Annotated in this window: 20 protein-coding genes; 3 read left to right on the top strand and 17 right to left on the bottom strand. The window is 66.2% G+C overall.

What is annotated here, in order from left to right; all coding sequences use genetic code 11:
- Positions 1-23 precede the first annotated feature (23 nt).
- The 9 genes from ACZ2IA_RS02935 to ACZ2IA_RS02895 form a co-directional block, all read right to left on the bottom strand.
- Positions 24-557 (bottom strand): DedA family protein, encoded by a 534-nt coding sequence (locus ACZ2IA_RS02935; protein ID WP_470291071.1) that lies wholly within the window; start codon positions 555-557, stop codon positions 24-26.
- Between the two features lie 105 nt (positions 558-662).
- Positions 663-1553: an ABC transporter substrate-binding protein gene (locus ACZ2IA_RS02930; RefSeq protein WP_470291070.1), complete on the bottom strand. Its 891-nt coding sequence runs from the start codon at positions 1551-1553 to the stop codon at positions 663-665.
- Entirely contained in the window at positions 1516-2280 is a 765-nt protein-coding gene (fhuF, locus tag ACZ2IA_RS02925; protein ID WP_470291069.1) for a siderophore-iron reductase FhuF, read from the bottom strand. The genes ACZ2IA_RS02930 and fhuF overlap by 38 nt, the downstream gene beginning before the upstream one ends.
- A complete protein-coding gene (locus ACZ2IA_RS02920; protein ID WP_470291068.1) occupies positions 2277-4250 on the bottom strand; it encodes an iron chelate uptake ABC transporter family permease subunit in 1974 nt (657 codons plus the stop codon). Before ACZ2IA_RS02920 ends, fhuF begins: the two co-directional genes overlap by 4 nt.
- Positions 4232-5056 (bottom strand): ABC transporter ATP-binding protein, encoded by an 825-nt coding sequence (locus ACZ2IA_RS02915; RefSeq protein WP_470291067.1) that lies wholly within the window; start codon positions 5054-5056, stop codon positions 4232-4234. The genes ACZ2IA_RS02920 and ACZ2IA_RS02915 overlap by 19 nt, the downstream gene beginning before the upstream one ends.
- A gap of 89 nt (positions 5057-5145) precedes the next feature.
- Positions 5146-6456, bottom strand: a complete 1311-nt coding sequence (locus tag ACZ2IA_RS02910) for a lysine N(6)-hydroxylase/L-ornithine N(5)-oxygenase family protein (protein WP_470291066.1) — start codon at positions 6454-6456, stop codon at positions 5146-5148.
- A gap of 12 nt (positions 6457-6468) precedes the next feature.
- Positions 6469-8262: an IucA/IucC family protein gene (locus ACZ2IA_RS02905; protein ID WP_470291065.1), complete on the bottom strand. Its 1794-nt coding sequence runs from the start codon at positions 8260-8262 to the stop codon at positions 6469-6471.
- 7 nt (positions 8263-8269) lie between these two features.
- Positions 8270-9286, bottom strand: coding sequence for a GNAT family N-acetyltransferase (locus tag ACZ2IA_RS02900; protein WP_470291064.1), 1017 nt, complete (start codon positions 9284-9286; stop codon positions 8270-8272).
- Positions 9283-11130, bottom strand: a complete 1848-nt coding sequence (locus ACZ2IA_RS02895; protein WP_470291063.1) for an IucA/IucC family protein — start codon at positions 11128-11130, stop codon at positions 9283-9285. Before ACZ2IA_RS02895 ends, ACZ2IA_RS02900 begins: the two co-directional genes overlap by 4 nt.
- A gap of 102 nt (positions 11131-11232) precedes the next feature.
- Between ACZ2IA_RS02895 and ACZ2IA_RS02890 the strand changes: the two genes are divergently transcribed.
- Together ACZ2IA_RS02890 and ACZ2IA_RS02885 are read left to right on the top strand one after the other, a co-directional pair.
- Complete coding sequence (locus ACZ2IA_RS02890; RefSeq protein ID WP_470291062.1) at positions 11233-12459, top strand: MFS transporter; 1227 nt, start codon at positions 11233-11235, stop codon at positions 12457-12459.
- A gap of 345 nt (positions 12460-12804) precedes the next feature.
- Positions 12805-13893 (top strand): threonine aldolase family protein, encoded by a 1089-nt coding sequence (locus ACZ2IA_RS02885; protein WP_470291061.1) that lies wholly within the window; start codon positions 12805-12807, stop codon positions 13891-13893.
- A 95-nt stretch (positions 13894-13988) separates the two neighbouring features.
- Here ACZ2IA_RS02885 and ACZ2IA_RS02880 read toward each other — a convergent pair whose 3' ends face one another.
- The 5 genes from ACZ2IA_RS02880 to ACZ2IA_RS02860 are packed head-to-tail and all read right to left on the bottom strand — an operon-like array spanning position 13989 to position 20331.
- Entirely contained in the window at positions 13989-15398 is a 1410-nt protein-coding gene (locus tag ACZ2IA_RS02880; RefSeq protein WP_470291060.1) for an MFS transporter, read from the bottom strand.
- A 29-nt stretch (positions 15399-15427) separates the two neighbouring features.
- Positions 15428-16906, bottom strand: a complete 1479-nt coding sequence (locus tag ACZ2IA_RS02875; protein ID WP_470291059.1) for a 4-hydroxyphenylacetate 3-hydroxylase family protein — start codon at positions 16904-16906, stop codon at positions 15428-15430.
- Positions 16896-18215 (bottom strand): FAD-dependent monooxygenase, encoded by a 1320-nt coding sequence (locus tag ACZ2IA_RS02870; protein WP_470291058.1) that lies wholly within the window; start codon positions 18213-18215, stop codon positions 16896-16898. Before ACZ2IA_RS02870 ends, ACZ2IA_RS02875 begins: the two co-directional genes overlap by 11 nt.
- Positions 18212-19375, bottom strand: coding sequence for a monodechloroaminopyrrolnitrin synthase PrnB family protein (locus tag ACZ2IA_RS02865; RefSeq protein WP_470291057.1), 1164 nt, complete (start codon positions 19373-19375; stop codon positions 18212-18214). Before ACZ2IA_RS02865 ends, ACZ2IA_RS02870 begins: the two co-directional genes overlap by 4 nt.
- A gap of 29 nt (positions 19376-19404) precedes the next feature.
- Positions 19405-20331, bottom strand: coding sequence for an SDR family oxidoreductase (locus ACZ2IA_RS02860; protein WP_470291056.1), 927 nt, complete (start codon positions 20329-20331; stop codon positions 19405-19407).
- Between the two features lie 102 nt (positions 20332-20433).
- Here ACZ2IA_RS02860 and ACZ2IA_RS02855 point away from each other — a divergent pair, with 102 nt between their 5' ends.
- Entirely contained in the window at positions 20434-21384 is a 951-nt protein-coding gene (locus ACZ2IA_RS02855; RefSeq protein WP_470291055.1) for a cupin domain-containing protein, read from the top strand.
- Between the two features lie 187 nt (positions 21385-21571).
- Here ACZ2IA_RS02855 and ACZ2IA_RS02850 read toward each other — a convergent pair whose 3' ends face one another.
- Genes ACZ2IA_RS02850 through bufB form a run of 3 tightly spaced genes read right to left on the bottom strand, consistent with a single transcriptional unit; the run spans position 21572 to position 23713 of the window.
- Positions 21572-22039, bottom strand: a complete 468-nt coding sequence (locus ACZ2IA_RS02850; RefSeq protein ID WP_470291054.1) for a DoxX family protein — start codon at positions 22037-22039, stop codon at positions 21572-21574.
- Between the two features lie 11 nt (positions 22040-22050).
- Positions 22051-22839, bottom strand: a complete 789-nt coding sequence (locus ACZ2IA_RS02845) for an HvfC/BufC family peptide modification chaperone (protein ID WP_470291053.1) — start codon at positions 22837-22839, stop codon at positions 22051-22053.
- The gene (gene bufB, locus ACZ2IA_RS02840; protein ID WP_470291052.1) at positions 22823-23713 is read right to left on the bottom strand and encodes an MNIO family bufferin maturase; all 891 of its coding nucleotides are present in this window, start codon (positions 23711-23713) and stop codon (positions 22823-22825) included. Before bufB ends, ACZ2IA_RS02845 begins: the two co-directional genes overlap by 17 nt.
- Between the last annotated feature and the right edge of the window lie 3 nt (positions 23714-23716).

Here is a 23716-nt window from a genome sequence, read left to right as displayed (position 1 = left end):
ATTGTAGCCGCTTCTGGCCGCCATTAGCCTGCCTGCCAACCGTCCAGCCATTGCACGCCGAAGGCGCCGGGCGCCAGGATACCGGTGGCCCACACGAGGCCCGACGCGATGTTCATCAGCTGGAAGGTGGCGGCCGGCATCTCGCACACCCCGGCGGCCAGCGGCACCGACGCGCGCAAGGGGCCGAAGAAGCGGCCGAAGAACACGCCGGCCGCGCCCCAGCGCTCGAAGAAGCGGTGGCCGCGCGGCAACAGCTCAGGCTGGCGCGACAGCGGCCAGACGTGGGCGACTCGGTGTTTCAGCTTCAGCCCGACCCAGTACGACAGCCAGTCGCCGAGGATCGCACCGATGGCGGCAGCGGCCCAGATCGGCCAGAACGCGATGCCGCTCTGACCTATCAGCACGCCGACGCCGAGCAGGATCGCGGTGGCGGGCAGCAGTAGCGAGATAAAGGCGAGCGACTCGCCGAACGCCAGGATCAGGACGATAGGCACCGCCCACGCCTCGTGCTGCTGGACGAAGGCGATCGTTTGCGGGATCAGGTCTTGCAGGGTCAAGGCGGAGGTTCTCCGTGAGGGCGCGGGAGCCGACAGTGTCGCGGCAGCCGCGCCGTATGGCAATGGTCTACTACGACTGCCGCCCGGGCCGGGTGTTCCATGTGCCTAGACGGCCTGTAGCGCCGTGCTCAGCCGTTCGGCCAACCTTTGCGCCGACAGCGGGCCGCCGAAGGTCCAGGTATCCGGTGCCAGCCGCGCCAAGCGGCCCTGGGCGAGCGCCGGCACCCGCGACCACAGCGTGCCGCGGGTGAAGTCGGCGCGCGGGTCGACCACGGTGGCGAGGTCGGCCTGCTGGGCGAGCAGATCCTCGACGCCGACGGTCAGGATGCCCTGCGCCGCGTCGTTGTCCGGCCAGGCGTTGACCATGCCGAGCGCGCGGACCACGCCGCCGGGCAGGCTGTTGGCGGCGAATGCCCAGCAGTACGGCGAGCCGGCCAGACCCTGCAGCACGCCGAGGCGGCGGCCGGCTCGAGGGGCGAGCCGGCCGCGCCCTTCGGCGAGCGTGGCGTCGAGGTGGGCCAGCACCTGCCGTGCTTCGGTCTGTCGGCCGGTCCAGTCGGCGACCTGGTCGAAGTCGCCCCGCATGATCGCCAGGCCGTCGCCGCGGTGCTGGCTGATAAGCAGCCGGGTCGGCGCGACCCGCCGCAGCAAAGGCAGGAGTGACGCGTGGCGGAAGTCGACGCCGACAATCAGGTCGGGATCGAGCGCGGCAATGGTCTCCAGCGAGGGCTGTTGGCGGGTGCCGACCGAGGCGATCTGGGTCAGCCTCTCCTTGCCGAGGCCGACCCAGCGCTTGTAGCCCTTCAGATCGGCGGCACCGACCGGTGTGATGCCGAGCGCCAGCAGCATCTCGACCAGGCTGTACTCGAGAGCGACCACGCGCAGCGGCCGGGTGGCGGCGGCCAGCGCCGGGACTGCTACCAGTATGGCCGCGAGGCCGGCGATGAAGCGGCGCCGGTCAGGCCTTGGCGGCGTGCCAGCATTCGAGCAGGGCATACAGTTCTTCCTCGGGTTTGTTGGGCAGCAGCGGGCAGGTGGCGCAGCACACCTCGCCCGGCAGCTCGTAGCGCAGGCAGCACAGCCGGCGCAGCCGCACCGGCGACGGTACCAGCGGGATAAACGAGTCGACGTAGCGCACCGGTTGCCACAGAGGGTTGGCCGAACCGTCGGCGAGGCGACGTTGGCCGAACAGCGCGTCGGCGTGCTCGGGCGCGGCGATGACGCCGCTCCTGGCGAAGCGCCGCAGCAGGTGCTCGAGCAGGTTGCCGACGCTGTTCCACAGCACGCGGCGGCTGATCTTGCCCTGACTCGCCAGGCTGTCGATCAGCGGATTGAGGTGCTGCCACAGCAGCTCTTGATAACGGTCCTGCAGCGGGATGTCGGCCGGCAGCGGCTTGCCGAGGTGGTCGAGCTCTAGCACCGCGGGCAGGCCATCGGCATCGAGGCGCAGGCCGACCCGGTCGGGTGCGAGTGGCAGCCGCAGGTCGAGGAGCAGGCCGGCGATCGCCGGCGGCAGCAGCAGGCGGAAATAGTGCTTCGCCCACTGCGACACCTGCGCGCGGCGCGGCGCGCCCGGGTAATCGCGGGTCATCGCCGCCAGTGCTTCGGCCAACCTCGAGCCGTCGACCAGCGTAGCGAGCGGCAACGCTGCATCGCTGTGGTCGCAGTGCCACTGCTCGCGATACAGCGCCAGCTCGCCGGTCAGCAGGTCCGACAGCGTCATGGCCGGTTACGCCGCTGGCGCGCGAGCAGGATCAGCAGATACGGCGCGCCGAGCACCGCGGTCATCAGGCCGAGCGGGATGTCGAGCGGCGCGAGTAGGCTGCGGCCGAGCACGTCGGCGAGGCCGGTCAGCACCGCACCGACCAGCATCGCGCAGCCGAGCCGCCAGCGCGGGCTCTGGCCGACCAAGAGGCCCGCCAGGTGCGGGGCGGCGAGGCCGACGAAGCCGACCGGTCCGACCGCGGCCACCGCCAGTGCCGCGGAGAGCGCAGCGAGCGACAAGGCGGAGAGGCGCAGCCGGGCGACCGGCACGCCCAGCGCCTTGGCCTGTTCGTCGCCGAAGGCGAGAAAACCGAGCGCGCGAGCGAGCCACAGCCCCGGCAGTGCCAGCAGCAACCACGGCAAGAGCGCCAGCGCGCTGTCGAGGCTGCGGCCGTAGCTGCTGCCGGCCAGCCACACCACCGCCTGCGCCGCCTGCACTTTGGTCGACACGATCAGCAGCGTCGCTAGCGCGCCGAGCAGCGCCGACAGCGCGATGCCGGTCAGCGCCAGGCGCACCGGCTCGTAGTCGTGCCGGCGGTTGACCGTCAGCGAGACCACCAGCACCAGCGCGGCGCCGGCTAGGGCGGCGAGCCACTGCATGGGCAGTGGCGCGGCCGGCCAGGCGAGCACCAGCGCCAGCGCGGCCAGGCCGGCGCCCTGCGATACGCCCATCAGCTCCGGCCCGGCCAAGGGGTTGCGTACTACTTGCTGTAAAAGTCCGCCGGACAGCGCCAGGAGCGCACCGGCGGCGAGCGCCAGCAGCAGCCGCGGCAGGCGCAATTCGACCAGCAGCGCGCCGGCGCTCGGGATCCGTGCCAGCCAGTCGGACAAGGCGTAGGCCGGCAGCGGCAGGCTGCCGTAGCGCAGGCCGACCACCAGCAGGATGGGAATCAGCGCGACGAGCAGCAGCACCGGCCAGCGGCGCGCCGGGGAGGTCGTGCCGAGAGCGTCGGCGCTCGGCGGCACCAGCCGGCTCTGACGCTGGATCAACCAGACCAGCAGCGGTGTGCCGACCAGCGCGGTCGCGACGCCGAGCGGCAGGCCGCCGCTGCCGCCGATCTGCTGTACCGTCAAATCGGCTAGCGCCAAGAGTAGTGCGCCGGCCAGCGCGGCGGCCGGAACCAGCCGGCGCGGGTGCCAGTGCCCGGCGAGGCGCGCCAGGTTCGGCGCGATCAGCCCGACGAAGGCGATCGGGCCGGCCAAGCTGACCGCGACGGCGGCGAGCAGGGTGGCGACCAGCAGCACGCGGCGGCGCAGCGGGGCGATCTTCAGGCCCAGCGTCGCGGCGGCCTCGTCGCCGAGGCCGAGTACCGCTAGGGGCTGGCGCAGCCACCAGGCGCCGGCGGCGGCGAAGACGAACCACGGCAGTGCCTGCGTGACCCCGCCCCAGCCGTCCTGGAACAGACTGCCGGCGCTCCACAGCGCGAGGCCCGCGATATGCTGCTCGTTGAGGATCAGCAGCAGCGAGGCCAGCGCCGACAAGAGCAGGCTGGTGGCGGTGCCGGCCAGGATCAGCCGCAACGGCGTGGCGCGCCAGCCGCCGGCCACTGCGAAGGTGAGCAGCGCGGCGAGCAGGGCGCCGGCGAACACCGTCGGTACCCCGATGAATTTCAGCGAGGCGGGCAACAGCAGGCTGACCATCAGGCCGATCTGCGCGCCGCTGGTCACGCCGAGCACGCTCGGCGCGGCGAGCGGGTTGCGGGTGGACAGCTGCAGCAATGCCCCCGCGAGCCCCAGTGCCGCTCCGGCCAGTAGGGTGGCGCCGAAGCGCGGCAGCTTCAATTCCAGCAGCACCGCCCGGGCCAGGGCCGGGTCGGTCAGCTGGCCGTGGAACAGATTGGCCGAAAGCAGCGCCAGCATGGCGAGCAAGGCCGCCGGCGCCGCCCAGCGCGGTACGGCGGAGCGCTGGCTCAGGCGGATTGCAGCCATGCGGCCTCCTGGGGCTGGCTGACGTAGCGGGGCAGGCACACCGGCGGGTTGCTATCCGGCAGCCGCCACATGTCGACGTCGAAGATGCCCTTCAACAGTGTCGGCTGCATGATCTGCTGCGGCGTGCCGCGGGCGCGCAGCTCGCCCGCCTTCATCAGCAGCAGCTCGTCGCTGAACGCGGCGGCCTGGTTCAGGTCGTGCAGCACCCAGATCACGGTCAGGCCGTGCTCCTCATTGAGGCGGCGCACGGTCGCGAGCACGTCGATCTGGTGGTGGACGTCGAGATAAGTGGTCGGCTCGTCGAGCAGCAACACCTCGCCGCCCTGCGCCAGCGCCATCGCGAGCCAGGCGCGCTGGCGCTGGCCGCCGGACAGCGTGCTGATGTCGCGGCAGGCGAGGTTCTCGAGGCAAGTCAGCGCGATCGCGCGATCGATCGCGAGCCGGTCTTCGCGACCGAGCCGGTGGCTGAAACCGGTGTGGGCGAAGCGGCCGCAGGCGACCAATTCTTGCACCGTCAGTCCCGGAGGGGGGGTGTGGCCTTGCGCCAGCATCGCGAGGCGCTTGGCGCGCTCGCGGGCCGACAGAGCGGACAGCGGCCGGCCGGCGAGCTTCACGGTGCCGGCGGCCGGTGCTATCAGGCCGGCCAGCGTGCGTAGCAGCGTGCTCTTGCCGCAGCCGTTCGGGCCGCACAGTGCATAGACGCGACCGGCGTCGAAGCCGACCGATAGCGATTCGATGATGGTGCTGCCGCCAAGCGCTACGCGCAGTGCGTCGGCTTGCAGCAGCGAAGTCTTGCTTGTGCTCATAAGTGAAGGGGCCACCGGTTGCCAGGCGGCCCGCGAAGGGAAATGGTATGCCAATATTCTAATAAAAACGAGAACGATTATCTATCGCTTCAGGCGGCGCGAGCGGCGACCACCGGCAGTTGTCCTTCGTCCGGGGTGGTCCAATGGAGCGGCGCCGCCGCGTCGCTGTCGTTGTAGTGACGGCGTCCCAGCAGGCTGTTGGCGATCACCGCGCTGCGCCAAGCCGCCAGCGACAACTGTGGGTCGGCGATGCCGTGACTGAGCCGGCCGGCGTTCTGGAAGAAGATGCGCTGTTCGGCCGGGCCGTCCCAGTCGGCCGAAAAGTCCTCGCGCAGCGCGAGACGGCCGTGGCGGTCGCGGCGGATGCGCTCGGACAGCGGCGCCAGGCACGACGGCAGCGCGGTGCGGTAGCCGGTGGCGAAGATCACCACGTCGGCAAGAAGCTGTTCGTCCTCGCCGCTGAAACCGTTGTGCATGGCCAGGCTCAAGGCCTTGCCGTCGCGGCGCATTGCGCACACTTCGCGGAACGGCAGCAGGCTCGGGCGGCTCTGCGTGGCGTCGAGGAAGTCGGCGACGTACAGCGCCTGGGTCAGTTCGCGCAGCGTGTCGGGCGAGATGCCGTCGCTGGCGAGCTTCTGGCGCTCGACGATAGCCGGCTTGCGCTCCTCGGGCAGGCGGTGGAAGGCGCTGACGTAGTCCGGGGTGAAGAACTCGTTGGTGAACGGGCTCTCGTCCAGCGGCTCCAGCGTCGGGCGGCGGCTCACCAGCGTCAGCGACGCGAGCTCGCCGCGCGCGCCGCCCATTAGGTCGAGCACGATCTCGGCGCCGCTCTGGCCGCCGCCGATCACGACCACGCGCTTGCCGGCGAGGCTCAGCGGCGTGGTCATGTACTGGCTGGCGTGCAGCGTCTGCTCGCCCAGGTGCGGCGCGCCCCAATCCGGTACGTGCGGCACCGAGCCGGTCGCGACCACCAGCTGCTCAGCCTCGACCTGGCGGTCGGCGAAGCTGAGCACGAAGCGCTCGCCGTTATGGCGCACCTCGCGGATCTCGCTGCCGAAGTGCAGGTTGGGCAGCTGCTGGGCGACCCAGCGCAGGTAGTCGGCGAATTCGCGGCGCTCGATGCGCGGGAATTCGGCGTTGATGAAGCGGTAGAAGCGCTGATTCGCGACCAGGTAGGCCAGGAACGAGTAGCGGCTAGTCGGGTCGGCCGAGGTGACCAGGTCCTTTAGGAACGAGGTCTGCAGCCGGGTGCCGGGCAGCATCATGCCGGGGTGCCAGTCGAAGCGCGGGTGGCGCTCGAAGAAGCCGGCTTTAAGTTCAGTGAGCGGGGCGAGCAGGGCGGCGACGCTCAGGTTGAACGGGCCGACGCCGATGCCGGCGACATTCAGACGGGTAGTCATGGTGAGGTCCTTTCAGACGGGGCGCGCGTCGTGCGCGGCCAGCGGGTTGAGCAGAGTCGGGCCGAGGGCGTGGATGGGCCGCTCGGCACTGTCGCCGTAGCCGGCGACGAAGCGGGCGCGGTTCAATGACAGGCGGGGCATCTCGGCGGTGAACGGGTCGAACAGCGCGTAACGTTCGGCCAACTCGGGGTGGGCGGCCTGGTAGGCGCGCAGCCGGGTGGACAGCAGGTGGTAGAACACCGGCTCGGCTATCACGTCGGCATCGGCCAGTACGCTCGCCATGAAGCGGAACACGCTGCCGAACAGCGCCGTCCACAGATTGTGGATCAGGTAGTGCGGCGGCATGGTCGGCAGAGCCGCCTTGACGGTGGCGGGCAGGCTGGCGTGCTCAGGCAGCGCGATGTCGGCGAGGAACAGGTCGCCCTGGAAGTCCTTCAGCGCCACGCCGACCGGCACGCTGCCATCGAGAATCAGCGTCAGGTTCTGGCCGTGCGCGATAAAGCCCAAGCCGTAGCGGCACTGCAGGTGGTAGAGCGGCACCACGCAGCGGTCGAACAGCCGGGTCAGCCAAGCCGCGGGCGTCAGGCCGGACCGGCGTATCAGCTCGGCGGCGAGCGGGCGGCCCTGGTCGTCGCACTGCTGCAGCACCGCGAACATCAGCGCCCGCTCGCCGTCGTCGAGCAGCGACTCGGGGCTGACCCGCCACACCGCGCCCAATAGCTCGTTCAGGTGGTACGGCGCGCCGTCGAGCCGGCTGTAGAACGGGTGCGGCACATGGCCGCCGGCCGGCTCCTCGAGCACCAGCACCCGGCCTTCAGCCAACGTTGCGTCACCCGCCACCGTGTCGCTGAGCCAGCGCGACAGCGCCGGGCCGATCGCCAGGTACTTGCCCGGTAGGCCGCGGTAGCTCGAGGTGTTGAGCACGGTCAGCGTCAGCTTCAGGTGCAAGGCGTCGGGGCGGTCGTGGTTGGACAGGGTGCGCAGCGACGGCTGCGGCACGTAGCTATCGCCGAATTCGCCCAGGTGGATCAGCTCGCCGCTGGCCAACAGCCCGGCGAACTGGCCGGCGATATGGGTCTGCCACTGCCAGGGGTGGACCGGCAACAGCCAGTGGCTGGCACGGCTGGCGCCGTGTTCGGTCAACTTGGCCAGCAGCCGGGCCTGCTCGACGCCGTCGCAGGAGGCGGCCAGCAGTTGCTGCTCGGAGAGCCCCTCGGCGAGGAACAGCGGGGCGAGCTCGCGCGACACCGCCAGCCAGTGCAGCGCGAACGGCCGGGCGCTCTCGGTGCCGTAGGCGTGGTGCTCGGCCAGGCCCCAGCCGACCCGGCCCTTGCTCGGCACGGCCTTCGGGTGGCCGTCGAGCAGGCTGTTGAGCCGGTCGGCCGGCAAGGCCAGCAGCTCGGCGGCGCTCAGGCCGCGTCGCATGGCGAGCAACTGCAGGTCGGCGAGCAGCGTCTGCTGCATTTCGCTCGCGTACTGCGCCAGCGTCAGCGCCGGGGTCGGCAGCTCGCTCGCCAGGTCGGCGAGCGCCTGCAGCGCGTCCCAGGCCGGTTCCCGTTGGCCGTCGACATCGCGGTAGACAGTGTCGGCGGCAATCACCGGCATGCCCCAGGCGTTGATGCGGCCGTGCCAGCCGTAGTACGCCTTGCCGGCGCGGGCGCGGAATTGGCCGGGGGCGGTTTCGAGCGGCTCGATCAGCCCCTCGTAGGCGAACTCGGACAGCAGCTTGGTCAGTAGCCGGCGATTGGCCAGCCGCCACAGCGCCGGGTCGGCCTGGGCGGTGATCGGGTGATGCGCGTGGTTCATCGCCGCCTCACAGTCCGAACTGGTCGAAGAACACGTCGCGCTCCATCACCACCAGGGCGGCGCGCTTGTGCGGGAAGTCGAATTCCTTGCGCTTGACGAAGCCGTGGTCCTGCAGGTGCTGGATGAAGCGGCTGTTGTCGACGCGCGGTTCGCCGACGAAGCGGTGGCAGCGCGGCTCGTCGATGAACAGGTAGTGGGCGATCGCGCGTATCCATAGCGGGAAGCGGCGCGGCCCGCGGAAGCGGCTGTCGCCGACCAGCACATGGCAGCCGCGGTCGTAGTCGTCGGCGTCGTAGAACGGTGCGATACGGTCTTCCTTGGCCCAGTAGGTCTCGAAATAGCCGAACGGCACGTCGTCGAAGCAGCCGATCAGCGGGTGGCTGTGCGGGTCGGCCAGCAGCTTGGCCAGGTATTCGGCGTGCGCCTCGCGATTGCCGGCCATCTCCCAGAAGTGATCGACGCGCTGCTGGTTCATCCACTGATGGAACACGTCGAGGTCGCGGTCCGGGTCGACGGTGCGGAACGACAGCGTCTCGCCGATCTCCGGCAGGTAGCGGCGGTACACCTCGCCGCGCGGCTTGGGCGGGCGCAGCGGGTGCTGGGTATTGCCAGTCATGTTATGGCGCAGCGGGAACAGCCCGGACGACGGCGCGGTCAGCCACGGCCCCGGCAGCTGCCAGAACGCGTCGCGGTAGGCGTCGGCGTTGCCGGCGTCGCTCAGCGTCTGCACCAGGCCTAGCCGGTGCGCGGCGGCGGCGAAGTCCGGCACCGCGCCGAGTGCCAGCGTGACGCGACGGGTGTCGCGGTCGCTGCGGAAGGTTTCGGCCAACAGCGCGTACAGCGCGGCCGGCGGCAGCGCGGCGTCGACGCCGCCTTCTAGCGTCAGCGTCAGGTGGCGCTCGGCGCGTTGTGCGCTGAAACGGGCGGCGCTGCGGCCGTCGAGCAGCAGGGTCAGCGTGTCGGCCTCGGCGAGGCAGGCGGCGCTGCGGCCGCCGGACAGATCGATTGGGGGCAGGGTGGTCATGGACGGCTCTCGGAATCGGTGCAGTGGTAAATCGGGTTGGCCAGCGGCACGTAGGAGCGGAACGAGCCGTCCGGCTCGGTGGTCTCGTTGACGTTGCGCAGGCAGATCATGAAGTTGCCCTTGGCTTCGATCTCGGGCGAGGTCAGCAGGTATTCGACGAAGGCGGGGTCACTGAGCCCATCGTTCTTGAGTACCAATAGGAAGTGGCGCAGGCGGCGCGCCAGCCGCAGCTCGTCGGCGACACCGGCGACGCCCAGCGTGCTGATCACGTTGAACACGTTGTTGACGATCAGGTAGTAACCGCACAGACGGTTGGTCTCTTCCTGGGTGAATTGCAGCTCGAGCGCGGCCTCGATGCCGGGTACGTGCGGTTTGAGCTGCGCGATGGTCGCCTGGCTGAAGGTGGTGCCCTGGCAGTCGCGGAAGTACACCCGCGACGGGTAGCCGTCGGTCAGGCCCAGCACCATGTTTTGCTGGTGGGCGCTGAACAGGAAGCCGAAGTCGGCCATCGCGATCAGGAAGGGGCGCAGCGCCACTTCGAGGAAGCTGTCGAACCAGTGCTCGGCCACGTCGGCCACCGCTTGTCCGGACTGTTCGGCCAACGTGGTCACCAGCTTGCCGAGCATGCCGGGCGTGCCGTCCGGGCCGTCCTGGCACAGCGTCGCCATCACGTAGGCGGTGTCGTGCTCGGCGAACGGGTTGTCGCGTAGCAGTACGAAACTTTCCGCCAGCGGCGTACCGTCCGGGTTGGCGATCGCGAACGCAGCGCGCTCGTGCATGATCGACAGCGTCGGGCAGCGCTCGCCCAGTTGCTGGCCGAGCGGGCTCATGAACGCGCCGTGCACTAGCGCACCGCGCGCCACCTCGGCCGGCTGCAGCACGCGCTTGGAGTTGGTCAGCCGCACGCTTAGCGAATGCTTGAGCATGTAGCGCTGGCCTGGCGCGTACAGCGTGCGCAGCGATGAGGTCGGGTACCAGTCGGCACCGAGCGCGCCGAGCTCTTTCAACTTGCCGGCGCGGCGCCAGTGCTCGTAGCTCGGGTGGCTTTTCAGCACCCGTGCCTGCCACGGGTGCACCGGCAGCAGCAGCCAGTCTTCCGGCAGCTGGCTCTGCGCGACGACGCGTGCCAGCGCTGCATCGTCGGCGATCAGGTCGGCCAGCCGCGCCGAGGCGGGCAGGCCGTCGCAATCGACGCTCCACAGCGCCTCGGGCGCCAGCGCCAGCCATTCCAGCGCGAAGCGCGAGGCGAATTCCGGGCTGTAGGCGCGCACGTCCTCGGCGGAAAACTCGTCGCGGCTCTTCGGCGTCGGGTGCACCGCGTGGCCGTAGATCAGCCCCTGTTCGGCGGCGAGGTAGCCGGCGTCCGGCCAGGCGAGCGCGGCAAGCTCGGTCAACCGGGCCGCCTCGGCGTCGGCGAGGTTCAGCGCGCTGTCGGCGACGCGCTTGATGAACAGCCAGGCCTTCTGCGGCGTTGCGTTGCGCCCGGCGATGGCCGGCTCGGTGGCGATCAGCGCGGCCAGTTCGGCAAAGCTGCCCGGTTGCCAGGCGCCGTTGTCGCGGGCGAACCATAGCGGCAAGGCGAAGGCATGGCGGCCGGCCGGCGACCAGTGCGCCAGCGGCAGCCAGGCGCTCAGGTTATGGCCGGGCAGCGGCAGCAGCACGCCGCCAGCGGCACCGGCCTGTTCTGCGCCGAGGTCGTCAGGCAGTTGTTCGCGACGGTGGAGGGCCCAGTGCGGCCATTCGCGCAGCAGCGCGTTGAGGAAGGCGTTGGCCGAAGCCAGCTCGCCGGGCGTCCGCCCGGATCTCGGGGGAGTGGGGTGCAGCGGCATGATGGGGGTATCCATCGGTGGTGGTTGGTGCTTTTTATACTAAACATAAACAAGAATCGTTTGCAATAACACAATGGCAAGCTAAAATGGCGGCCTTGATTCAATCGTTGTCCACCCATGAGCTCACCCACCGTTACCCGTTCCTTCGTCGTCATCCTGGCCGCCGGCTGCGCGGTGATGGGCCTGGGCCAGGCCGCGCTGTTCACCTTCCAGCCGCTGTTGATCGCCGCCACCGGGCTGAGCCTGGCGCGCATCAACAGCGCCTTCGCGATCGGCAGCGCACTGTTCCTGATCGGCGCGCCGCTGTGGGCGCTGGTCGGCGATAGGATCGGCCGGCGACCGGTGCTGGTGATCGCGCTATTGGGTTTTGCCGCCAGCCATGTCGCGCTATTGGCGCTGACGCTGCTGGCGCAGCGCGGTCTGATCGAGGCGGATGCCACCTGGTGGTGGCTGACGGCGAGCCGGATTCTGTACGGCTTGACTGTGTCAGGGCTGGTGTCGTCCGGCCAGGCGTGGGTGGGGGCATCGGTGGCGACCGACGAGCGCCTCGGCGCCTTGTCGCGGCTATCGGCCGGCCTGACCGCCGGGCGGCTGATCGGCCCGGTGCTGGCGTCGGCGACGCTGGCGCTCGACCCCTTGGGGCCGCTCTGGCTGGTGGCGCTGATCGCCTGGCCGGCGCTGTTCGCCACCGCACGCCTGGCCGAACCGCCGCTACACCCGGCGCAGGCGGCCGTCCGGCCCCTGCCGTTTAGCGAATTGCTGGGCCTGCTGTGGCGCTTCTGGCCGCTGGCGTTCGCCACGCAATGCGCGCTGGGCCTGGTGCAATACGTGGCAGGGGTGTGGCTGTCTGCTCGGTTCGGCTGGAGTCCGACTCGCGCGGCGGCGACGCTCGGCGGCATGCTGACCGCCGCCGGGGTGGCGGCGCTGGTGGTGCAGTTGTGGCTGCTGCCGCGCTATCGACTGTCGCCGCGACTGGTGCCGATGGCCGGGGGGCTGCTGGTCGGCTCGATTGCGCTGCTGCCGCTCTGGCATCACCTTGCGGCGCCGTGGCTCGGCTTCGTCGGCATGTCGATCGCGCTGGCGATCATGGTGCCGGCGTACAGCCACCAGGCGGCGAAGGCGGTGCCGCCGGCGCAGCAGGGCAGGGTGAGCGGCTCGATCGCCGCCGCGCACACGGTCGGTTACACGGTCAGTGCGGCGCTGGCCGGCTGGCTGTTCGAGCTGGGGCCGGACTTACCGCTGTGGCTGGCGGTGGCGAGCGCCGTGCTGGCGGCTGTCCAACTGGTGCTGCTCGGCCGGCGACCGGTGGCGACGCCGGGCACGGCCGGCCAGGCTGCCAGCTGAACGATTCTCCCGACGGGACGCTACCGTCCCTTACCAGGATGCAGTCAGCCGTTTTGCCTCCCATCCTTGTTCGCAAGGCGGGAGGTTTCTTCTTTCGGCCAAGCTTCAAAACCCGCCCTCAAGGTGTCGCGAGCGGATGTCAGTGGGTGGCGGGGACGGCGCGCAGGATCGGATGGGTCTTGCCGCCGATCAGTTGAGTCGCAAAAACTGCTGGGGGCGAGAAGCGGCGTTGAGCGCTCTGCGTTACCATGAGCGGCTTGCGGCCAGGCCAAACCCCGGCCGGCCGCGACCCCGCCGGCTACCCGTCGCGCGGGCTCCGCTTACCCGTTTTCATGGAGAGTCGCCATGCCGCCGCTTGAACTGCGCCAACGCTGCCACACCGTCGTCCCGGGCCATCGCCCGCATACTCCCGCCGAGGATTTCGCCGCGATGGCAGCCTGGTGCGAAGCCAACGGCGTCCAGCACGACCAGTACGGTGAGGGCGAGCTGATCAACGGCTTCGAGCGCAAGGTCGCCGAACTGCTCGGCTTCGAGGCCGGCGTGTTCATGGTCAGCGGCACGATGGCGCAGACCATCGCGCTGCGTCTGGCGTGCGAGGTGCGCGGCAGCCGGCTGGCGGCGATGCACCCGACGGCGCACATCGTGTTGCATGAACGCAGCAACTACCAGTTGCTTGACCACTTCGACACGCTGCCGCTCGGCCGGCCGCACCGCGCTTGGACGGTCGACGACCTGAAGGCCTGGCCGGAAAAGCTCGGCGCGGCGCTGTATGAGTTGCCGATGCGCGAGATCGGCGGCGTGCTGCCCGACTGGCAGGAGCTGAAGGCGATTAAGGAATACTGCAGCACCGAGCGCATCCACCTGCATCTCGATGGCGCGCGGCTGTGGGAAGCCGCCGCCGGCTACGGCCGGCCGCTCGACGAGGTGTGTGCCGGTTTCGATTCGGTCTACGTGTCGTTCTACAAGGGTATCGGCGGCATGGGCGGCGCGATGCTGCTCGGCAGTGCCGACTTCATCGCCCGCGCGGCTAGCTGGGCGAAGCGGCTCGGCGGCAACGTCTGGCAGCGTTCGCCGTACGTGATCGCCGCGGCGCGGCAGTTCGACGAACGGCTGGCGGCGATGCCGCGCTACGTCGAGCGGGCGCGTCAGGTGGCACGAATCCTCGGCGAATTCCCCGAGCTGACCGTGAACCCGGCCACGCCGCAGTGCAATCTGTTCCATGTCCACCTGAAGGTCAGCGAGGCGGCGGCCACCGCGGCGCGCGACCGGCTGGCGCACGACTACGGCGTCTGGCTGTTCGGCGGCGTGCAGCCGGGCCTGTTGGCCGAATCGAGTTACTTCGAGTGGTACGTCGGCGACAATCTCTTGGCGCTGTCCGACGGCAAGCTGCGCGAAATCCTGATGATGTTCATCGCCGAACTGGCGCGCGGCTGAGCTGTCTCGTGTGCCCATGAGCAAAGCCCGCAGATGCGGGCTTTGTCGTTGCTGGGTTACCTGCCGGTCAAATGACGTCCGGAGCCGGACAGGCTTCATCTATCCGGAGTGCGCCAGGAAACAGCGGGGTTCCCATCCCAATGCGGAGCTATCGCGAAGATCGCCGCCGCCATGGCAATCACCGAAGAGAACATCAGCGCCAGCGAATAGCCGCTGGTAAGAATCGCACGAGAGTCGGAATCCAGGATGGGCAGAGACGCGGAATGATAGGAAGCGATGCCAATCAGCGTCGCAATCCCGATCACGGCGCCGAATTGCTGCGCGGTGTTCAGCAGGCCGGATGTCAGGCCTTCCCGACCTTCCATCGAGTGCGTGCCGGCCAAGATGCTGGTGGTGATGGAAACGATAGGCAGCCCAATACCAACGATGAGCGTCGGCCCCAGCACATCGGCAATGAAGCTTCCCTGCCAGCTGAGGGCCGAAAGCCAGCCCAGGCCGAGTGCGACCATTATGAAGCCGAACGTCATCGTGCAGCGCAGGCCAAGAAAGGCGATGAGGCGCGGCACCTGCGAGGCGGTGGCGATAACCACCCCGCAAAGTGGCAGCAGTCCCAGGCCGGCTTCCATCGGCCCGAAACCCAGCACTTCCTGCAAATAGAGATTCACGATGAAGAACATGGGGAACAGCACGATCTGACCCAGGCCTGCGAGCAGGTTGGCCTTCACCAGACCCGTGTTGCGCCATACATCCGGAGGCACCAGCGGAGACGCGCTACGCTGCTGTCGAATGCTGAAGGCGATCAGCAATACGCCAGCTAAAGCCAGGGTGGCGTAGTTTAAAGCGGGCTTGCCACCTTCGTCGCTCAAGGAAATCAGGCCAAATGCCAGGAGAGCCTGCCCGCTCATCAGGAGCAGTGCGCCCAGGAGGTCGATCGGCGACGGGCTACGCTTGTCGGGAACCTGCGATAATACCCTGTTCGAGAGCGCCAGTAGCAGGGCGGCGGCGATCACGCTGATCCAGAACGTAGAACGCCATCCCCATGACTCGGTCAGCAAGCCGCCCAGCACCGTGCCGGCGGCCCCGCCCGCGCCCGCCATGGCCGCGAGCAGGCCTAGGGCGCGCTCGCGGGCCTCGCCATCGAACACGGACAGGACCAGCGCAAAGCTGGCCGCCGCCGACATCGCCGCCCCGATGCCCTGTATGGCTCGACCTGCCACCAGCAATTCCGGGCTCGGAGCTAGCGCCGCCAAGGCAGAGCCAAGCGCTAAGGTGACAAGTCCTAGGCGAAAGACACGCGTCTTCCCCGTGATGTCGGCCAGCCGTCCACCGAGCAGCAGTACGCCACCAAACGCGATCAGATACGCATTGGCAATCCAGGACTGGCTCGTAGCCGTAAAGCCCAGGTCTTGCGCTATTGAGGGCACCACGACATTGATGATGGAGGTGTCCACCAATAGAAGAAACTGCGTGCCGGCCAATAACCATCGAATCCGCGAAAGATTCATCGTGTTGCTTCCCTTTTCAACTTCTATTGTCACTGAACCGGCTTACCCGCAGCGCGACTCACGTCGAGCGCCTGCCTCGCAAAGCGTGCGTATTCTTCAGCTTGACCGGTAAACGTCATCTGAGTCAGATACACGTGCGGAGCCCCTTGATAGAACTGCTCGTAATGGGCGTGGCGGCTGGCAAAATCAGACCCGGTCGCGTCCCAGACCAGCTTCATCAGGCGTATCCGTTCATCGGACGACTGCCCCGATGAACGGATGAACCGCCGAAGCATCGGACCGATGTCGGGGTGATCGAGGTCGTGGATGGAATCCGGCAGCTGTATTAGCGCCCCGCCGGAAAGCATCCTCAACTCGTGGATAAATTTAGGGTAAATCTCGCCGGCCAATATCCGTTGGGCATAGGTGATTTCCCGGTTTAGACGAACCGCACCTTTATCGTCTGCCTTGGTTTCGTAGCCGGCCTCGGCGGCGAGCACCGTCGACTTGGCGAGCTGGACGTAGCCTAACAAACGCCCGAGTTGGGTTCGAACCAGCGGATTGCCCGCCATGCCATTGCTATCGCAGACGAGAGAGGCGAGCCCGGCAAGGAATTCCAGCTTTGTCCAGAACCGCACCGACGCCTGATGCGCCATATTGGTGTAGGCGGGTGTCTCCCACCACATGGCAAAGGTTCGGTGAACGTCGCGATAGGTCAACACCCTTTCCCAAGGGATGAAAACATTGTCCAAGACTAATAGCGCGTCGCTTTCATCAAATCGGGAAGAAAGGGGGTTGTCCTGCGCGCTGCGTGCGGCGGTCTCATACGAGCCGCGTGAAACAAGGCTGACCCCAGGCGTTCCTGGTGCGACGACAAAGCTCAGTGCGTAGTCGATATCGTCCGGAGATAGCGGCTCGATCGTTCCGACGATGATTTCGTCGGCAAAGACGGCGGCGGTTCCTATCGCTTTTGCGCCGCTGACAAAAATTCCGCCATCGGTTTCACGCACGGCGCGAACGCCGATATCATTATCCGGTCCCTGTTGTGCCAAGCTCTTTGTCTTGTCAATTTTCGGGTTGGTGATGGTGAAGGCCGGAAAGAGATCCTGGTCGGCAATTCTCTGGTAGAGCGAGAGCACATTGCTAGAGCCATCAAAGTCGCCTCCGGCGAAAACGTCAGTGCGGGCAGCAAAGCCGGCGAAGCCAGACGCCATATAGTCTGGCGAGCGCCCCAGGAATCCAAAACTCTCCTCCGCCCATTTCTTATGGGCGATCCGTTTCGAAATGAGGTCCTCATAACTGCGGGAAACCAGGAAGGACCGCGAGTGGCGAGCGTCGGTGCGCGGATCCTGGTAGGTGAGGGCATTCCTCCATTCCGGCTCCCGGCTCAGGTCATACAGACGTGCGAAGGATTGCGCCGCATTCCTGAATGCCGGCGATGACGCAATATTCTTTATCTTTTCGTTGCCCAGCCACACGGTCCGTCCATCGTCCAGTCCGGCCAGGTAGGCGGCTCCACTACGCACCATGCAACACCTCTTGTTTATTAAATTCGGTATCTCGGGTCTTCGCTTCAGGACCCCAGTAGGGTGAGGGCTCGTTGACCATCAAGCGTTCCATCGCCGATATCTTTGCGTATCGAGCCGCGATGTCTTCCAGTTCGCCTGGGCCAAACACGTCCTTGGGGTCCTTGAAGCCTTCCGGAGCGCGGGAGTTGGCGATATCAATGACGACTTCCGGACCCTTTTGACGATTGGCAATTTGCAACTCGGTCATTTTGGTGCGCCTATCCGCCTCATAGGCGGCTAGGGCCGTATCGAGGCGAGGGTGGACGCCGAGGTAATGGGCCAGGGCGCACGCATCAATGATCGACTGCGTGGCGCCATTCGACCCGATCGGGTACATGGCATGGGCCGCATCGCCGATCAGCACGATGGCGGCGTCTTTTGTCCACGTCGGAAGCGGTTCGCGATCGACCATCGGATAGACGAAGGTGTCCGTGCTACCGAGCATGATGGCCGCCGGCTCGATACCGGCAATCTTCCAGTCCTTGAATTCGAAGGCAAAGCTGCTCGGTCCCACTGGCAGGTTCCAGTCACCGCGGGCATAGCCTGCCTCGGGGTTTTCCGGTGCCGCTGCCGCCCAATTCAGCAGGACTTCATCGGTGCCTTCCCGCCGTGCCATCGGGTAGACCACAAACTTTCTAACCCTGTCCCCGGCGATAATCATCGAGCTGCCGGTAAGGAACGCCTTCCCCCAGACGGTGCCACGAAAGATCACCAGGCCATTTCCCGACGGCGGCCCTTCTTCGGGAGCGATAAGCCGGCGCACCGCGGATCGAATGCCATCCGCACCGATGATCAGGTCGGCTTCGTAGCGCACTTCCGCCCCGCTGACCCGGTCGCGACAGATGGCGACTTGGCCATCGTGACCCTGCCTCACGTCGACGACTTCCTTGCCCGCGTAAACGGCTTCCGGCCCGAGAGCCTGCACGACCTTTCTCAGCAGTTGCATCTGCAGCCAGCCACGGTGAATCGAGAGCTGCGGCCAGCGGAAGCCGGCGGCCTTGCCGCGGTCCTCGCGCCAGATGCGATCCCCATGGTGGTTCATATAAAACAGCTCACTCGTCTGGATGCAGATGGGAATGAGGTCTTCGAGCACACCGAGGGCGTCAAGCTCGCGAACGGCCTGCGGAAGAAGGTTGATGCCGGACCCCATGGGCTGAATGTCCAGGGAGCGCTCTACGATACGTATCTGGGTAAACCCCCGTGCATGGAGCGCGAGCGCTGCCGCCAGCCCCGCGATGCCCGCACCGGCTATGAGGATTCGTGTCGTCACGCATACTCTCCCTGAAGCTGTAGCTGGGGAGCCGCGACCGCCGAAGTCGGGCGCAGCGAATTTTGGTGCTGGTGTGAGCGCGGCCGAACTTGCATCAATTTCTCGTTTTCGCGGGTAAGGTCCAGGATCAATTTCAGCAGCTCCACCGGGGCGCCGCCGCTACCCTGCTCGTAGAGGCGAACTTCCGGGGCGTAGGCGCGCCGGGCAATGCCGATGTGGCGGCCTCTAAACACCTTCAGCAGGTAAAGCAGATCCGCCAGGCTGCTGGCGCTCTGGATAATTTCCTCGTCCGGTTCGCCGGCTTGCGCTTCGAGAAAGGCCGCCACTTTAGTGACCAGTGAGGTCTTGGTGGCATGACGGGCGTGGAAGTCACGCCAAGGCGGCAGGCTGTATTGAACCGATTCCAATAAGAAGCGGTTGTAGTCGGGCTGGTTTCGATCGGACGCCCATACGCAGAGGTCGACGAGCCATAATGGCGCCTGTGCCGCGGCCGGGCCGAGATAACTGACTCCGTTGACAGTTATCTCTTCGAAATAGGGGCGCATGACTTGAGCAAAAAAGACTGGCGAAACTCTCGAAGTAACTGAATCGATCGCTTCGACCATGGATCGGCTCGCATCCCCAAGCATCCCGACCATCGGTCCAAATCGGGCGTCTCTCGGGTTCATCTCGCTAAGCACTTCGCTAATGGACAGCGAAGCGCTTAGGTTCGGGAAGACGCGGACTACCGCGTCCTGCAGCCATAGCTCCTGCTCGTCATCGGTATAGGTTCGTCTGCGTTCACCAGGCGGGTTCCATGAGGTGTAGTGATGGACCGTATCCCGGGGAATCATATTGGTGTAGCGGCCAAGAGCGAGGAGCGGCGGCTCGATGCCGGGCACGGCGACAACCGGCTCAACGCCATGGCGTTTCAAAGAGCCGGCTACGATACCGATATCCCGCATCGCCGCCAGGGCGGCCTCGGCCGTCGCGATCCTGGTCGTCGTGATCTTGTCGACAAGAGACAGGAGAATCTGTACAAGCCCTGCAATATCGGCATTGCGATTCAATGCGGGTAGCGTGGCCAGCTTTTCATCGGCGTGCAGCGGGTCCTGACTTTGTATGGCCTTGATGTTGAAGTAGCAGTGTTCGTCGAATCGATTTGAATTTGGCAAAATCATGCGATATCTCCGGAGGTCGAAACGGCTTATTACCGAGCGGCAGTTTTCGACGCATGGTCTTCCGTTGGCGCGTGCCAAGCTTGACGCTGAGCCCACTCTCTTGGTGTCGTCGCCGTAATATCGAGTTTCTTTCGAAGTTCGATTGCGCCGTCTCTGAGCAGAGTCGACGCGGGGTTTCTGAACGCCCAGTGATATAGCCCGGCTACGCCTGCTGCCGCATCTGCGCCAAGAAATCCTGAAATCGAGCGCTCGAAGAGAGCGGGGTCGAGTGGCATATAGGACAAGGGCCGACCCAAGGAGCCGGAAAGTTCTATTGCCAGCTCCTTGCCCGTCAACGGCGTGGAACCAATTGCGATTGATTGCTCAGGGACGACCGCAATTTTGTGCGCCACATAGACGGCGTTGGCCAGGTCGGCGAGGCTGATCCATGAAACGCTTATCTCTGAAGGAAATGGGTAATGCAATTCACCCCGATTCTTCATGGCGGCGATTGACGCCGGTGCCAAGAGGTTTTCCAGATAGACCGCGGGTTGCAGGCAAACGGTAGGAATGCCACTCGAGCGGAGTATTTTCTCGGCACTTATCCGGGTATCGATGCCAGCGACGCCGGTTGCCTCGGCTGGCGTTCTGGTGTTGGCATTGAATACGAGACGTTTGACGCCGGCGGCGGTGGCCGCATTTGCTATGTTTTGCGCGTAACGGTTGACGACTGCTGGGTCGTAGACCAACGGGATGGTGATGGTGGCGTGAGTCACGCCGGCAAACGCCGCGGATAATGATTCCGGATCCGCTAGGTCGGCCACCGCTTTTTCAACGCCAGCGGGTACCGCGCTGCTTTCGGAACGAACAATTCCCCTGACTTTTTCGCCCCGGCTCAGCAATTCCCTGGCGATTGCCCCTCCTTGTGTACCGGCGACGCCGAGGACGAGGTGCTGTTTTTCTATGCGATTCGACATTTGATAACTCCTGAGTGTAGTCAACTTTGCTCAGGATTTTATTTGTTATGATATTGTATTATCAATTATGATTCCGCCTGGATTTTTTAAGAAACGTACAGAATGATCGACGCGTCTGATGTCTTGACCCATGTGCTCGACCCGCTACGCCTCAACGGAATGTTTCTCAGCCAGTGGGAGGTGAGCAGCCCTTGGGCGATCCAGGGGGCGCAGGAGCCTTGTGCGCTGATTCACTACATGGTGTCAGGCAGTGCCGCTATCTGTATTGAGGGGCAGAGGCCGGTGACTCTTGGTCCAGGCGACCTTGCCATGTTCCCCCGCGGCGACACCCATATCGTTGGCGACTCGCCCAATACCTTGCCTCAGCCCCTGGAGACGATTCTGCCCACACGCATTGCAGGGAAGTTCAGTCTCATCCATCTAGAGGGAGGAGGTGAGTCAGGAAGGATGCTATGCGCGGGTCTTCACTACGAGGCCGATGGTGTGCTTCCGCTCTATCATCTGTTGCCGTCGCTGCTGGTGGTGGATGCCGAGCAAATCGGCAAGGAACCGCTGTTAGCGCATACGCTCGACGGTTTGAAGCGGGAAATCATGGAACACCACGAGGGCCGGAACCTCGTTCTTCTGCGCGGTTTCGAGCTGGTGTACTTGCTGGGGCTGAGGGTTGCCCTGCGTGATACCGACTCTCTCGGAAGAGTCGCGGGTGCGCTGCGGCATCCCGGGATCGGGAACGCGCTGATCGCGATCTACGAGAACTATGATCATCCATGGACGCTCGAGTTGCTTGCCCAAGAGGCGGGGATGTCGCGCTCCGCCTTTGCGCAAACCTTCAAGCAGCTGATCGGCGAAGCCCCCGCGCGGCACCTGATGCGACGGCGCCTCGGCGAGGCGAGGCGCTTGCTCAGCGTAACGACACTGTCGCAAGAGTCGATTGCTAGGAAGGTCGGCTATGAGAGTGCGGTGGGGCTGCATCTGGCGTTTCGGAATCTTTACGGCACCACGCCGGGCGCCTTTCGCAAGAAGCATCAAGCCGAGATGCGAAACGCTAGCTGAGCTACTGCTGTGAGAATGGACGGGGCCCCTCTGCGGAGCGGGGGTGATAGGGGGCTCCAAATCACCTTTTCCGGCCAACATCTGAGTAACGATCGAGTTCCGGGCAGTTTCATCTCAAAAGGCCGCTATCCGCTACTGCGACTTATTAGAGCGACAAAGCGGGATGTCATGCCGGCGCTCCGGTTGTTCAGATGCTGCCGAGCACGCGGCGGCGAATCAGCCAATCCAGCGAGAACTTGCCCGGCCCGCGTGCCAGTAGCACCAGCAGCATGGCCGCCCACTGGATATGGGTCGGCCAGGCTAGCGGGTAGACGAAGATCTCGATCATCGCGGTCATGCCCAGCAGCACGGCGGCCGTCGGCCGTGTCAGCAGACCGAGCACCAGCAGCACCGGCGATGTGAGTTCGATGGTGGTGCCGATATAGGCGGCGAGTTCCGGTGGCAGCAGCGGCAGATGGTACTCGTCGGTGAACAGCGCCACCGTCGTCTCCCAGCTGGCGATCTTGGTCATCCCAGAGTTCCAGAACACCGTCGCGACCGCCAGCCGCAGCGGAATCGCCAGCAAGGCGTAGGGGATGCGGTCGAGGTATTGCAAGCCGCGCGCCAACAGGGTAATGAGCGGTCCCTGCGTCGATGAGGCAGGATGTTCGTTCATGGTCACTCCATTCACGGTTGCGCCGGCTCGGCGGAGGGCGTCAGGCCGAACCCGGCGAAGCGCCCGTGCGCCAACAGATCGGCCAGCACGACCTGGGCGTCGATGCCGGGATGATCATCCAGTGCGAGTCCCAGCGGTTGGTGCGCACACAGCGCGTGGACGAAGCGCCAGACCGCCTCGTCTACCCGGTCAATATCGACGCCCGACTCGCTCCGCTGCACGATCAGCCAGGCCGGCCCGCTCGACAGGTCGATCGTCGCCAGCGCTGCGTCGTCGTCATCCAGCACGGCGCGCCAGATCGAGTCGGCGGGAAATCCGGTGTGAATGAAGCCGACCGACGGGTGCCGCTCGAACCGGAGCCGGGCGTAATCGGCGGCATCGACCGAACTCAGCGACGCGATCGCCAGCGCTGGCGCATCGGGTGCGTGCAGGGTGCGGTTGACCGCCCATTCGAGGCGCGCCACATCGGCCAGGTACGGCAGCGAAGCGGCAGGCGCAAACCGTTCGAGAAAGGCGGCAAAATCGGCGCCGAACTCATTGAGATAGCTGCTGCGGGGTGGTTGCGTCCCAATGAAGTCCAAGGCGGCGGTATCGAAGAATTCGGCGCCGACCAGCCGGTCGACCGCGGGGTAGGACAGGCGCAGCGCTCGAATCAGGGTAAGCCTGAAGGTGTTGCGATAGACGGCCAGACGGTCGCTAGCAGCGATCCCGTCGGCGGCGATGTGCGCGCTGGCGTCGACGTCATCATGCTCGACGATGCTGCGCCGCATGGCGTCTTGCACCTCATGTAAGGACGGCATGAACATCCCTTTGTGCCGACTGAGCCAGGTAGCGATCGGCCTCAGCGGCCTCGGCGAGCAGCACTTCCAGCGGCGGGATGTTGGTATCCCACTCGATCAAGGTCGGAACCGGGCCGAAGCGGGCTAGCGCTTGTTCGTATAAAGCCCAGACGGCGGGGTCGACGCGTGACCCGTGGTCGTCGATCCGCAGCGTGACGCCGGAATCGAGCGTCGTGACCGAGTGGCCCGCCAGATGGATCTCGCCGATGGCGACCGGCGGCAGCGCATGCAGATAGGCCGAGGCATCCCAACCGTGGTTTTGCGCACTGACGTAGATGTTGTTGACGTCGCACAGGATCCCGCAGCCGGTACGCGCCGCGACGCTCGCCAGGAACTCCCATTCCGGAATCGTCGAATGACGGAACTGCAAGTAGGTAGAGGGGTTCTCGACCAGAATCTGCCGGCCCAGCTGGGTCTGCGTCTGATCGACGTGAGCACAGACGATGTCGAGCGCCTCCTCGGTCATCGGTAGCGGAAGCAGGTCGGCGAGATAGGTTTGCCCGACCACGCTCCACGACAGATGCTCGGAAATCAGCGCCGGCTCGATGCGTTCGATGACGCGCGCGAGCCGGTCCAGATGCGCCGGGTCGAGTCCGTCCGCACTACCGAGCGACAGCCCGACGCCGTGCAACGAGACCGGATAGTCACGGCGCAGGGTTTCCAGATAGCGTAATGGCGTGCCGCCGCCCATATAGTTCTCGGTGTGGACCTCCAGCCAGCCGATCGGCGGGCGCGTTTCGACGAACGCCTGATGGTGCGGAAAGCGCAACCCGACCCCTGCCGTAGCCGGGATCGGGCCGTGTGTTCCGCGAAAGTGAGTGCGAGGCAGGCTCATGTC

It is taken from the genome of Crenobacter sp. CS_VA4, from assembly GCF_055597485.1.
The sequence above is the reverse complement of the archived record's forward strand: the minus strand, read 5'-3'. Positions and strand labels throughout refer to the sequence as shown.

Coding starts and splice junctions, on each gene's coding strand:
- ACZ2IA_RS02930 (WP_470291070.1), bottom strand. CDS start 1,553: ATGCCCTGCTCGAATGCTGGCACGCCGCCAAGGCCTGACCGGCGCCGC.
- fhuF (WP_470291069.1), bottom strand. CDS start 2,280: ATGACGCTGTCGGACCTGCTGACCGGCGAGCTGGCGCTGTATCGCGAG.
- ACZ2IA_RS02920 (WP_470291068.1), bottom strand. CDS start 4,250: ATGGCTGCAATCCGCCTGAGCCAGCGCTCCGCCGTACCGCGCTGGGCG.
- ACZ2IA_RS02915 (WP_470291067.1), bottom strand. CDS start 5,056: ATGAGCACAAGCAAGACTTCGCTGCTGCAAGCCGACGCACTGCGCGTA.
- ACZ2IA_RS02910 (WP_470291066.1), bottom strand. CDS start 6,456: ATGACTACCCGTCTGAATGTCGCCGGCATCGGCGTCGGCCCGTTCAAC.
- ACZ2IA_RS02905 (WP_470291065.1), bottom strand. CDS start 8,262: ATGAACCACGCGCATCACCCGATCACCGCCCAGGCCGACCCGGCGCTG.
- ACZ2IA_RS02900 (WP_470291064.1), bottom strand. CDS start 9,286: ATGACCACCCTGCCCCCAATCGATCTGTCCGGCGGCCGCAGCGCCGCC.
- ACZ2IA_RS02895 (WP_470291063.1), bottom strand. CDS start 11,130: ATGGATACCCCCATCATGCCGCTGCACCCCACTCCCCCGAGATCCGGG.
- ACZ2IA_RS02890 (WP_470291062.1), top strand. CDS start 11,233: ATGAGCTCACCCACCGTTACCCGTTCCTTCGTCGTCATCCTGGCCGCC.
- ACZ2IA_RS02885 (WP_470291061.1), top strand. CDS start 12,805: ATGCCGCCGCTTGAACTGCGCCAACGCTGCCACACCGTCGTCCCGGGC.
- ACZ2IA_RS02880 (WP_470291060.1), bottom strand. CDS start 15,398: ATGAATCTTTCGCGGATTCGATGGTTATTGGCCGGCACGCAGTTTCTT.
- ACZ2IA_RS02875 (WP_470291059.1), bottom strand. CDS start 16,906: ATGGTGCGTAGTGGAGCCGCCTACCTGGCCGGACTGGACGATGGACGG.
- ACZ2IA_RS02865 (WP_470291057.1), bottom strand. CDS start 19,375: ATGATTTTGCCAAATTCAAATCGATTCGACGAACACTGCTACTTCAAC.
- ACZ2IA_RS02860 (WP_470291056.1), bottom strand. CDS start 20,331: ATGTCGAATCGCATAGAAAAACAGCACCTCGTCCTCGGCGTCGCCGGT.
- ACZ2IA_RS02855 (WP_470291055.1), top strand. CDS start 20,434: ATGATCGACGCGTCTGATGTCTTGACCCATGTGCTCGACCCGCTACGC.
- ACZ2IA_RS02850 (WP_470291054.1), bottom strand. CDS start 22,039: ATGAACGAACATCCTGCCTCATCGACGCAGGGACCGCTCATTACCCTG.
- ACZ2IA_RS02845 (WP_470291053.1), bottom strand. CDS start 22,839: ATGCCGTCCTTACATGAGGTGCAAGACGCCATGCGGCGCAGCATCGTC.
- bufB (WP_470291052.1), bottom strand. CDS start 23,713: ATGAGCCTGCCTCGCACTCACTTTCGCGGAACACACGGCCCGATCCCG.